General features: G+C 44.2%; 10 protein-coding genes. All 10 read left to right on the top strand.

Annotated elements, in window-relative coordinates; all coding sequences use genetic code 11:
- Positions 1 to 44: 44 nt before the first annotated feature.
- Genes nuoC through nuoM form a run of 10 tightly spaced genes read left to right on the top strand, consistent with a single transcriptional unit; the run spans position 45 to position 12,280 of the window.
- The gene (gene nuoC / locus E0H77_RS02715; RefSeq protein ID WP_131312324.1) at positions 45 to 1,835 is read left to right on the top strand and encodes an NADH-quinone oxidoreductase subunit C/D; all 1,791 of its coding nucleotides are present in this window, start codon (positions 45 to 47) and stop codon (positions 1,833 to 1,835) included.
- A 13-nt stretch (positions 1,836 to 1,848) separates the two neighbouring features.
- Complete coding sequence (nuoE, locus tag E0H77_RS02710; RefSeq protein ID WP_004750654.1) at positions 1,849 to 2,358, top strand: NADH-quinone oxidoreductase subunit NuoE; 510 nt, start codon at positions 1,849 to 1,851, stop codon at positions 2,356 to 2,358.
- Positions 2,355 to 3,686: an NADH-quinone oxidoreductase subunit NuoF gene (gene nuoF / locus E0H77_RS02705; RefSeq protein ID WP_131312323.1), complete on the top strand. Its 1,332-nt coding sequence runs from the start codon at positions 2,355 to 2,357 to the stop codon at positions 3,684 to 3,686. The genes nuoE and nuoF overlap by 4 nt, the downstream gene beginning before the upstream one ends.
- A gap of 11 nt (positions 3,687 to 3,697) precedes the next feature.
- Positions 3,698 to 6,382, top strand: a complete 2,685-nt coding sequence (gene nuoG, locus E0H77_RS02700; RefSeq protein ID WP_131374776.1) for an NADH-quinone oxidoreductase subunit NuoG — start codon at positions 3,698 to 3,700, stop codon at positions 6,380 to 6,382.
- A gap of 2 nt (positions 6,383 to 6,384) precedes the next feature.
- The gene (nuoH, locus tag E0H77_RS02695; RefSeq protein WP_004901923.1) at positions 6,385 to 7,401 is read left to right on the top strand and encodes an NADH-quinone oxidoreductase subunit NuoH; all 1,017 of its coding nucleotides are present in this window, start codon (positions 6,385 to 6,387) and stop codon (positions 7,399 to 7,401) included.
- A gap of 18 nt (positions 7,402 to 7,419) precedes the next feature.
- The gene (gene nuoI / locus E0H77_RS02690; RefSeq protein WP_004750662.1) at positions 7,420 to 7,962 is read left to right on the top strand and encodes an NADH-quinone oxidoreductase subunit NuoI; all 543 of its coding nucleotides are present in this window, start codon (positions 7,420 to 7,422) and stop codon (positions 7,960 to 7,962) included.
- The gene (nuoJ, locus tag E0H77_RS02685; protein ID WP_171478303.1) at positions 7,962 to 8,477 is read left to right on the top strand and encodes an NADH-quinone oxidoreductase subunit J; all 516 of its coding nucleotides are present in this window, start codon (positions 7,962 to 7,964) and stop codon (positions 8,475 to 8,477) included. Before nuoI ends, nuoJ begins: the two co-directional genes overlap by 1 nt.
- A complete protein-coding gene (nuoK, locus tag E0H77_RS02680) occupies positions 8,477 to 8,785 on the top strand; it encodes an NADH-quinone oxidoreductase subunit NuoK (RefSeq protein ID WP_004750668.1) in 309 nt (102 codons plus the stop codon). Before nuoJ ends, nuoK begins: the two co-directional genes overlap by 1 nt.
- A complete protein-coding gene (gene nuoL / locus E0H77_RS02675) occupies positions 8,782 to 10,677 on the top strand; it encodes an NADH-quinone oxidoreductase subunit L (RefSeq protein WP_131374772.1) in 1,896 nt (631 codons plus the stop codon). Before nuoK ends, nuoL begins: the two co-directional genes overlap by 4 nt.
- Before the next feature lies 1 nt (position 10,678).
- Positions 10,679 to 12,280 carry an NADH-quinone oxidoreductase subunit M gene (gene nuoM / locus E0H77_RS02670; protein ID WP_131374770.1) on the top strand — a complete coding sequence of 534 codons (1,602 nt, stop codon included), beginning with the start codon at positions 10,679 to 10,681 and terminating at the stop codon, positions 12,278 to 12,280.
- Positions 12,281 to 12,282: the final 2 nt, after the last annotated feature.

Raw genomic sequence — 12,282 nt, 5'->3', positions numbered from 1 at the left:
CGTTAGGGTTAAAAAGAATTTGTATTAAAAAGGAAGCCAAGCCAATGGCTGAAACTGAAATTGCTATGCCAGAAGAATCGACTCAAATTGATTCGCGCCCAGCATTTGCAATTGTAGAAGAGCTGAAAACCAAATTCGGTGAAAACTTCTACGTGCAACCGACTTGTGAAGATTTTCCAACGGTCTGGGTTGAGCGTGCACGTGTGCAAGAAGTCTTAATGTTCTTGCGCACCGTATCACGCCCATACGTGATGCTTTTTGATCTATCTGCTGTTGATGAACGTTTGCGTCAACATCGTGAAGGGTTGCCAGCATCAGATTTCACAGTGTTCTATCATTTGCTATCGCTAGAGCGTAATGCCGATATTCGTGTAAAAGTCGCTTTAAACGAGAGTGATCTGAATATTCCAACCGCAACCAACATTTGGCCAAATGCCAACTGGTACGAACGTGAAGCTTATGACATGTTCGGCATCAAGTTTGACGGCCATCCAATGTTGCGTCGTATCTTGTTGCCAACCTATTGGGAAGGGCATCCGCTACGTAAAGAATATTCTGCACGTGCAACGGAATATACGCCTTATATGCAAAACAAGGCGAAACAAGATTTTGAACAAGAACACTTGCGTTTTGTTCCTGAAGATTGGGGACTGAAACGTGGTAACAAGGACGAGGACTTCATGTTCTTGAACTTGGGTCCTAACCATCCATCTGCGCATGGTGCATTCCGTGTGATCTTGCAGCTCGATGGCGAAGAAGTGAAAGACTGTGTTCCTGATATCGGTTATCACCACCGTGGTGTGGAAAAGATGGCTGAACGTCAAACATGGCACTCATTTATTCCCTACACTGACCGTGTAGACTATTTGGGTGGTTGTGCGCAAAACATGCCTTATGTCATGGGTGTGGAGCAGCTTGCAGGCATTAAAGTGCCTGATCGTGCACAATGTATCCGTGTAATGATGTCTGAACTATTCCGTATCAATAACCACTTGCTCTACATTGGTACAGCGATTCAGGATACGGGTGGTATGACACCAGTATTTTATATGTTTGCTGACCGTCAAAAAATTTATGATGCAATTGAGGCCATTACTGGTTTCCGTATGCACCCAGCTTGGTTCCGTATTGGCGGTACTGCGCATGACCTTCCAAACAACTGGCAACATCTGATTCGTGAAATTCTCGACTGGATGCCTAAGCGTTTGGATGAATACCATAAAGCAGCGTTAAAGAACTCTGTCTTTATTGGTCGTACCCGCAATGTTGCTCAGTACGATGCGAAATCTGCATTGGCTTGGGGCGTGACAGGTACAGGTTTGCGTGCAACAGGGATCGACTTTGACGTTCGTAAATACCGCCCATATAGCGGTTATGAAAATTACGACTTTGAAGTACCAGTTGAGTACGAAGGCGATGCTTATGCACGTGTGATGGTTCACTTCCATGAAATTCGTGAATCATTGAAAATTGTGAAGCAATGTCTAGACAATATGCCATCTGGTCCATACAAAGCGGATCATCCACTGGCTGTTCCACCACCGAAAGACAAGACATTACAAGATATTGAAACCTTGATTACGCACTTCTTGAGCGTATCTTGGGGTCCTGTGATGCCAGCAGGTGAAGCATCTGTGATGGCTGAAGTGGTGAAAGGCGCAAGTAACTACTACTTGACCTCTGACAAAGCCACCATGAGTTATCGTACGCGTATTCGTACACCAACATTTACTCATCTACAGCAAATGCCTTCGGTGATTAATGGCAGCTTGGTGTCTGACTTGATCATTTACTTGGCAACCATTGATGTGGTTATGGCTGATGTGGATCGCTAAGGGGTAACGCATTATGATGATTTTGACTGATAAAAAGCCACGTGTGAATGTTGAAGGGATTTTGACTGCGGACGAAATCCATGAGATTGAACATCACATTGACCATTATCCATACCCACGTGCAGCATCACTTGATGCTTTGAAGTGTGTACAACGCCGTAATGGTTGGGTAGATGATGCTCAATTAAATGCGATTGCGCAGCTACTCACCATCAGTGTTGCTGATTTAGAAGGCGTAGCAACATTTTATAACCGTATCTATCGTCAACCTGTAGGTCGCCACGTCATTTTGTTGTGTGATTCAATCGCATGTTTCTTGATGGGCGCTGAAACCTTAGCTGAAGCATTTCAGCGTGAATTAGGTATTCAGTTTGGACAAACTACGGCAGATAACCGTTTCACTTTATTGCCGATTTGCTGTTTGGGCAACTGCGATAAAGGTCCAACCTTGATGATTGATGAAGATACTCATGGATTGGTTGAAGTGACTTCAATCAAACAGTTATTGGAGAAGTATGTATGAATACTGAACCAAAACCAATTTATGGCGACGGTAATCCAGAAACCCATCCATTGACTTGGCGCTTAAGCAAACAAGAACATGTGCGTAATGCAGATGATTATGAAGCGCTAGAAGGTTATGCTGGCTTTAAAAAAGCGATTTTAATGCCACCAAAGGATGTGCTTGAAGTCATTAAGGCAGCAACTGTAAAAGGTCGTGGTGGTGCAGGTTTCCCAGCAGGGATCAAATGGTCATTGATGGCGCCAAATGATGGCGGCCCTCGTTACCTAATCTGTAATGCTGATGAGATGGAACCTGGTACGTTCAAAGACCGCCTGTTGATGGAGAGACTTCCTCATCAGTTGATCGAAGGGATGTTGATTGCAGCTTATACTTTAGAAGCGACTCAAGGTTATATCTTTATTCGTGGTGAATATATTGAAGCCGCGCAATATCTCAATGAAGCTTTAGAGCAAGTTCGTGCCAAAGGCTATTTGGGTGACAACATTCTAGATACAGGCTGGAACTTCGAGCTGTATGTGCACACAGGTGCAGGACGTTATATCTGCGGTGAAGAAACTGCATTGATTAACTCACTCGAAGGTCGCCGTGCCAACCCTCGTACTAAACCGCCATTCCCGCAAGTTGCAGGTGCTTGGGGTCGTCCAACGATTGTAAATAACGTTGAGACCTACAACAACTTACCAGCAATTTTGCTACGTGGTCCAGAATGGTACATCGGTTTGTCAGCAGGTAAATCGAAAGATCCTGGTACGAAAATCTATGGAGCATCAGGTAAGGTAACCTTCCCTGGTCTTTGGGAATTGCCATTTGGTACAACTGCGCGTGAAGTGATTGAAGATCATGCTGGTGGTATGCGTGATGGTCTTAAACTCAAAGCATGGTTGCCAGGCGGCGCATCGACTGACTTCTTGGCGGCTGAGCACATTGATCTTCCAATGGATGCTGAAAGCATCATGAAAGCAGGTTCACGTTTAGGGACTTGTTTGCTGATGGTGGTCGATGAAACTCAATGTATGGTTTCTGCGACACGTAATCTAGAAGAATTCTTTGCACGTGAATCATGTGGCTGGTGTACACCTTGCCGCGATGGCTTACCTTGGGCAGTGAAAGCGCTTAAAGCACTTGAAAACGGTGAAGGGAAGATGGAAGACATTCAACATCTTCAGGAACTGACCCGTAAGTTGTGGATTGGCAAAACTTTCTGTGCTCACGCACCTGGTGCGATGGAGCCATTAATGGGCGCACTCAAACATTTCCGTAGCGAGTTTGAAGCAAAAGTGACAGATCGTCCTGCAGCTCAAACCAGCAACGTAGCACAAGCTTAAGGAATTCGACTATGGCTACAATTCATGTCGATGGGAAACAGTACGAAGTTAATGGGTCTGAGAACTTGCTGCAAGCATGTTTGTCTCTAGGTATTGATATCCCATATTTTTGCTGGCACCCATCCTTAGGTTCTGTTGGTTCTTGCCGTCAATGTGCTGTCACTCAGTATGCAAATCCTGAAGATACACGCGGACGTCTTGTGATGTCTTGTATGACGCCTGCTTCCGACAATACCTATATTTCAATCGAAGACAAAGAAGCGGTGAGCTTTCGTGAGTCCGTGGTTGAATTCTTAATGACAAACCACCCACATGACTGTCCAGTCTGTGAAGAAGGTGGTCATTGTCATTTACAAGATATGACTGTAATGACAGGTCATGACCGTCGTCGTTACCGTTTCACCAAGCGTACACACCACAACCAAGAACTGGGTTCATTTATTGCACATGAAATGAACCGTTGTATCGCGTGTTATCGTTGTGTTCGTTACTATAAAGACTACGCAGGTGGTACGGACTTTGGCGTATATGCCAATGCATCACGTGTGTACTTCGGTCGTCCAGAATCAGGTGTTTTAGAGTCTGAGTTCTCTGGTAACTTGACTGAAGTCTGTCCAACAGGTGTATTTACCGATAAAACTCACTCAGAGCGTTATAACCGTAAGTGGGACATGCAGTATGCGCCAAGCGTATGCCAAGGCTGTTCTTCAGGCTGTAACATTTCTCCAGGCGAGCGTTATGGTGAATTACGTCGTATAGAAAACCGTTTCAACGGTGACGTGAACCAATACTTCTTGTGTGACAAAGGTCGTTTCGGCACAGGGTATGTCAACCGTGCAGACCGTCCACGTCAGCCACAATTGCGCAACCAAGCTGAAGTGACAACTGTTTCAGTTGATCAGGCACTTGATGCTGTGATTGCTAAATTACAAGGCAAAAAAGTCTTGGGTATCGGTTCTCCACGTGCCAGCCTTGAATCTAACTATGCGCTACGTGAATTGGTGGGTTCAGACAACTATTCAACAGGGATGACGCAAAAAGAGCAGTCATTGGTTGAACTTGCTGCATCAATCATGCAAACCGAAGGCATTTATAACCCAACTTTACGTGAAGTTGAAAGTTATGATGCGGTACTCATTTTGGGTGAAGATCTAACTCAAACTGCACCACGTATGGCATTGTCTGTTCGCCAAGCTGCGAAAAACAAAGCTAAACAAATGGCAGCAGATCGTCGTACACCAGACTGGTTAGCTGAACCTGTTGCACGTATTGGTCAAGATGAAAAATCTCCGATTTATATCTTGGCAGCGACACAAACGCGTTTAGCTGATGTAGCGACAGGTGAAGTAGTTGCTTCTCCAAATGACATCGCACGTTTAGGCTTCGCAGTTGCAGCAGCAGTCAAAGGTGAAAATGTTCTGGGTCTAGATGATGATACCAAAGCATTTGCGCAAACGATTGCAGATACGTTGAAAGCTGCGAAAAAACCATTGGTGATTGCAGGTACAAGCCTACAAGATCCAGCGATTATGGAAGCAGCGGCTCAGTTGACTCAAAACTTGGGTGCAACAGCAGGTTTAACTTTGGTTGTTCCTGAAGTGAACTCAATGGGTCTGGCACTGTTTGGTGGGTTAAGCCTAGAACAAGCCTTTGCACAAGACTATGATGCTGTTGTGATCGTTGAAAATGATCTGTTCCGTCGCTTACCTGTAACTCAAGTTCAGGCAGCTTTGGCAAAAGTGCAAGATGTTATTGTGCTAGATCATAGTGAAACTGAAACTGTGAAAGTAGCCAACATTGTATTGTCAGCAGCAAGCTTTGCTGAAGGCGATGGTACAGTGGTCAGCCAAGAAGGTCGTGCGCAACGTTTCTATCAAGTTTACGATCCAAGCTACTACAAACCAGAATACGCGATTAAAGAATCATGGCGCTGGTTGCATGCGATTGAAACGGGTCTACGCGGTAAAGCGATTGACTGGACATTACTTGATGACGTGATTGAATCTGTCGTGAAAAATGTACCAGTACTTGAAGCAATTCAAGATGTTGCACCAGATGCAGGCTATCGTGTTCATGGTTTGAAAATTGCGCGCGAACCACGCCGTTATTCAGGTCGTACAGCATTACGTGCGCAAATCTCTGTGCATGAACCAAAACAACCTGTTGACGTTGACTCAGCATTAACTTTCTCAATGGAAGGTTATGTAGGGTCACAAAAAGCGGCATCGTTGGTACCATTTGCATGGGCACCAGGTTGGAACTCTCCACAGTCTTGGAACAAATACCAAGATGAAGTGGGTGGACATTTGAAAGGTGGTGACGCAGGTATTCGTCTATTTGACCGTTTACCAAAACGTCCAGCGCGTAGCTATGTTACTCCTTCTGCAGTTCTGACCAACCCAGATAGCTTCCGTTTGGTTCCAATGCATCATATTTTTGCTTCAGGTGAATTTACCATCAAGACACCTGCAATGCAGTCACGCATTCCAGAAGCAGTTTTTGCTGTTGGTGAACAAGATGCATCTCGTTTAAATCTTCAAGATGGTCAAAAAATTACCGTAAAAGCAGGGGAAACCAGCATTAGCTTACCTGTGCAAGTGATTGAATACTTGCCAACGGGCTATATTGGTTATCCGATTGGTTTAGCGCCAACTGTTTCTTTGGCTGAACCTGTTGCTGTGTCGGTAGGAGTGTAATCATGCACGAAAATTTACGCGCTCTACCTGTATGGGCAACAGACTGGCCAATCGCCTATATGGTTGTGCAAGCGATTCTAATTTTATTGGTGGTCGTCGTTTTTGCGGCACTGATGTCTTTTGTTGAACGTCGTCTTTTAGGCTTATGGCAAGACCGCTACGGTCCAAACCGTGTTGGTCCATTTGGTTCACTTCAAATCGTAGCCGACATGCTTAAAATCATGTTCAAAGAAGACTGGACACCAAAATTTGCGGATAAATTAACTTTCCGTCTAGCACCTGCTGTCGCAATGGCGACGGCTGTGCTGTCTTACATGGTCATTCCTGTGAGCCCATTTATGGGTGTAGCAGACATGAGTATCGGTCTATTGTTCTTTATGGCAATGGCAGGTATTGCTGTGTATGCAGTATTGTTTGGGGGGTGGTCTTCTAACAACAAATATGCATTACTCGGTGCTTTACGTTCTTCTGCACAAACCATTTCTTATGAAGTGTTCTTGGGGATTTCCCTGATGGGTGTGGTGGCAATTGCAGGGTCATTCAACATGCGTGAAATTGTTGAATCACAACGCGATATGTGGAACATCATTCCTCAGTTTGTTGGTTTCTTGGTGTTTGTGGTTGCAGGTGTTGCGGTGACTCACCGTCACCCATTTGACCAACCTGAAGCAGAACAAGAATTGTCAGAAGGTTACCATGTTGAATACGGTGGTATGAAATGGGGGATGTTCTTCGTTGCGGAATACGTGAACATCATTTTAATTTCATCTTTAATCGTAACGTTATTCTTCGGTGGATGGCTTGCACCATTTAATTTGGATATTCCATTTATTCCAGCAGGTTTCTGGTTCATTATCAAAACTGCTTTCTTTGTCATGATGTTCATCTTGGCACGTGGTGCTTTAATTCGTCCACGTTATGACCAAGTCATGAACTTCGGATGGAAAATCTGCTTGCCATTGGCGTTGGTTAACTTATTGGTAACTGGTGCTGTTATTCTATTGAAGCATGCGGCCTAAGACAGCAGGGAGAACATTATGTTTAAAATTCTAGCTGGTGTAGGGTCTGTCGTTCGCTCGTTGTGGATGGTATTTAGCCACGCAACGCGCAAACGTGACACCATTTTATATCCAGAAGTACCAGCCGAGCAGATCGTACCACCACGTTATCGTGGTCGTATCGTTCTGACACGTGATCCAGATGGCGAAGAGCGCTGTGTTGCGTGTAACTTGTGTGCGGTTGCTTGCCCTGTAGGCTGTATTTCATTACAAAAAGCAGAAAAAGAAGATGGTCGTTGGTATCCAGAATTTTTCCGTATCAACTTCTCACGTTGTATCTTCTGCGGTATGTGTGAAGAAGCATGTCCGACCACGGCAATTCAGCTAACTCCTGACTTCGAGTTAGCAGAATATGTACGTCAAGACCTTGTTTACGAAAAAGAAAATCTACTGATTTCTGGTCCAGGTAAATACCCTGATTACAACTTCTATCGTGTAACAGGTATGGCGATTAACGGTAAAGAAAAAGGACAAGCGCAAAAAGAAAGCGCACCTGTCGATGTACGGAGCTTATTACCATGATGTGGCCATTTTATTTAATGGCTCTTGTGGCCATTGTTTCTACAGTTCGCGTTGTGACTAACACGAACCCTGTACATGCACTTTTAAATCTTATTATTTCTTTGCTTGCTGTTGCGGGTATTTTCATGATTGTGGGTGCGCCGTTTGCAGGCGCACTTGAGGTGATTGTGTATGCTGGCGCAATTATGGTCTTGTTCGTTTTCGTGGTCATGATGCTGAACTTGGGGCAGCACACGGTCGAGCAGGAGCGTAAATGGTTAACGTCCGATGCTTGGGCTGTACCTGCATTGTTGAGCTTCTTATTGGGCTTGACCTTGGTGTGGATGATCAGTAGTGATTACACACCAGCAGGTGCATTGCTGGGTAAAACAGTGATTGGACCAAAAGCAGTGGGTCAAGCGTTATTTACCCAATATTTATTGTTGGTTGAAATTGCCGCAATGCTATTGCTCGCAGCACTTGTTGCAGCATTCCATTTAGGTAAACGTGAACCAAGTGAAGAGGAACAAGACTGATGGGTAACATCCCTTTGGAACACGGTTTGATTGTTGCAACCGTTCTTTTTGCACTTGGGTTCTACGGTGTAATGGTGCGTCGCAACTTTCTATTTATATTGATGAGTCTTGAGATCATGATGAACGCTGCTGCATTGGCCTTTGTGCTGGCAGGCAGTGTTTGGGGACAAGCTGACGGTCAAATTATGTTTATCTTAATTTTGACATTGGCAGCTGCCGAGGCTTGTATTGGTCTAGCGATCGTCCTTCAGTTTTATCATCGCTTCCATCATTTGGATGTGGATGCTGCGAGTGAGATGCGCGGATGAGTTATTTATATTTAACAATCTTATTTCCGCTAATCGGCTTTATTTTATTAGCGGCGGGTCGCGATAAACTTTCTGAAAATATTGCTGCGATTATTGGCGTAGGTTCAGTGGGGCTGTCTGCATTATTTGCATTGATTGCGGGGCTGGAGTTTGTCAACAGCGGTTCAACAGCTGTAGTACAACATCTATGGACATGGTTCAGTGTTGGTACATTGGCGCCAGAAGTGAGTCTACATCTTGATGGCTTATCATTATTAATGATGGGCATGATCACAGGTGTAGGTTTCCTGATTCACATCTTTGCATCATGGTATATGCGTGGTGAAGATGACTATGCACGTTTCTTCTCTTACTTCAACTTGTTCGTTGCGAGCATGTTGGTGTTGGTTCTTGGCGATAACCTTGCGTTATTGTTCCTTGGCTGGGAAGGTGTGGGGCTTTGCTCATACTTATTGATTGGTTTTTATTATTCAAATCCAGACAATGGTTGGGCTGCGATCAAAGCATTTACCGTTACACGTGTGGGTGACGTTTTCTTATTAATCGCGTTATTCTTACTTTATCAAGAATTTGGTACTTTGCATATTGCAACGATTGTGGCAAATGCACACCTTGTTCTTGCAGGAAATCACTCACTAGCGATCTGGACAGCACTGATGTTGTTCTTGGGTGCTGCGGGTAAATCTGCACAGATTCCACTACAAACTTGGTTAGCCGATGCGATGGCAGGTCCGACACCTGTTTCTGCATTGATCCATGCTGCAACTATGGTTACCGCAGGTGTGTACTTAACTTGCCGTGCGCATACTGTGTTTGAAATGGCACCTGAAGTGATGCAGTTTATTTCTGTAACAGGTGCAATTACTTTGTTGGTGGCTGGTTTTGCGGCATTGGTACAAACCGATATCAAACGTATCTTGGCTTACTCAACCATGAGTCAGTTGGGTTATATGTTTATGGCGGTGGGTGCTGAAGCATATCAAGCAGGTTTATTCCACATGTTGGCTCACGCATTCTTTAAGGCATTATTATTCTTGTCTTCTGGTGCAGTGATCTTGGCATGTCATCACGAACAAAACATCTTCAAGATGGGCGGTCTTTGGAAAAAGATTCCATTTGTATTTGCATGTTTCGTTGTGGGTGGTGGCGCGTTAGCCGCAATTCCATTTGTAACAGTGGGCTTCTTCTCTAAAGATGCGATCTTGGGTGAAGTCTATGCACACGGTATGTTGGCAAACCTTCCACTCTATAACTGCTTGTACTGGGCAGGTGTCGCAGGTGCATTCTTAACTTCAATTTATACATTCCGCTTAATTTGGGTTGTATTCTTTGGTGAAGAAAAAACCCATGCGCATGAGATCAAGGGCGTTACTTACTGGGGACCATTATCAATTCTATTGGTACTGTCTACAGGTGTAGGTGCATTACTTAAAGCGCCTGTTCAAAAATTACTGACTTCAGCACGTATTCCAGCATTTGAAATTCCTGAAAATGTTGAAGTGCTGGTTAAAGGTGCAGAGCATACCGCTGTTGGTATTGCCTTGGTGGGTCTAGTGATTGGTGTGGTGCTATTTGCCTTTGCTTATGGTGCGGTTAAAGCTTTTGCTCAAACCTCATTGGGTGCAGGTATTGCTCACATCTGGCGTAATGCGTTCGGTTTCGATGCTTTATATAACCTCGTTTTCGTACAACCTTATTTACTGATCGCGAAGATTTTAGGTCGTGACCCGATTGATGGCTTGTGGCTTGTATTACCTGCTTTAGTCAAAGGTGGTAACAGTTTTACAAGTTCACGTCAAACTGGATCATTGCGTGAATACGCATCAAGTATGTCACTAGGTATTGTGGTGTTACTGATGATCCTGATCGTTGTTCAGGTAGTGGGGAAATAAAATGGAAAACAATTTAATTTTACCCGCGCTGATTCTGGTTCCGTTCATTGCTGGTTTTATATGCTGGTTGGTCGATAAACTCGACCAGCACCTTCCACGTTGGATCGCCCTGATTGGGATGGTGATTACCCTAGGCTTAACTGTAATCCTATGGAGTCATGGTAATTATCACTATGAGTTGGGTGCTCAAGCCCCAACTTTTGCAGCACAATTTTACTTGCCTTGGATTAGTTCTCTGGGGATTAGTATTCACCTTGCCGTAGACGGTTTGTCATTGCTCATGGTCGGCTTGACCGCACTTTTGGGTATTTTGGCAGTCGGCTGTTCTTGGGGTGAAATTCAGAAGAATGTCGGTTTCTTCCATTTAAACTTGCTTTGGAGTTTAGGTGGGGTAATTGGTGTATTCCTTGCGATTGATATGTTCCTGTTCTTCTTCTTCTGGGAGATGATGCTGGTACCAATCTATTTCTTGATTGCACTTTGGGGGCATACAGGTTCGAACGGTCGTTCACGTGTTTATGCTGCAACCAAATTCTTCATCTATACGCAAGTTTCTGGTTTGATCATGTTGATTGGTATTCTCGGACTGGTGGTCTGGGGTTATATCATGACCAATGGTGTGATTAACTTTGACTACAACTTCTTGTTGGCAGTTGCAAATCATTTACCACCAAGCTTTGCATATGGTTTCATGATCTGCATGTTCATTGGTTTTGCAGTGAAACTTCCTGTATTTCCATTGCACGGTTGGTTACCAGATGCTCATGCTCAAGCACCTACAGCAGGTTCTGTAGACTTGGCAGGTATTTTGATCAAAACTGCAGCTTACGGTCTATTACGTTTCGTTATTCCATTCTTCCCAGCAGCATCAGCACAATTTGCTGATATTGCGATTGTGTTAGGTTTGATTGGTGTCTTCTACGGTGCATGGTGTGCTTATCAGCAAACCGATATGAAACGTTTGTTGGCGTATAGTTCGATTTCGCACATGGGCTTTGTTCTACTGGCAATTTATGCAGGCAACATCATTACTTATCAAGGTCTGATGATCATGATGTTGGCACATGGTTTATCTTCTGCTGCACTGTTTATTATGTGTGGTCAGATTTACGAGCGCCTACATACACGTGATATGCGTTTGATGGGTGGTATGCGCGGTCAGTTCCGTTACTTGCCATTCTTCCTGATGTTCTTTGTTGCTGCGTTGGTCGGTATTCCTGGTCTAGGTAACTTTATTGGTGAATTCCTGATTTTGATGGGTTCATTTGGTAAATACCCAACATTTACTATTATTGCTGCGATCAGTTTGGTATTGGCTGGTCTTTACGGCTTGATTTTGATTCATCGTTCATTGTTTGGTACTCCAAATCCTGAACAAAAACAGCATTATGCAAACCCACTGAAAGATTTGTCAGCACGTGAGATTGCAATTTTAATGATCTGTGTGATTGGTCTAGTGTGGCTTGGTATCTACCCACAAACCTTCCTTGATGTGTCTCACTCAAGTATGCAGTGGTTAGCGAACAGCTATATTCCTGTTCATAATGGTGTAGATTTGATGCAACAAGCAGTCAGCCAACTTGATAATGTGGAGATCCAATAAGT

The sequence above is a fragment of the Acinetobacter brisouioides genome (genome assembly GCF_004331075.1).
Taxonomy (GTDB): domain Bacteria; phylum Pseudomonadota; class Gammaproteobacteria; order Pseudomonadales; family Moraxellaceae; genus Acinetobacter.
The sequence above is the reverse complement of the archived record's forward strand: the minus strand, read 5'-3'. Positions and strand labels throughout refer to the sequence as shown.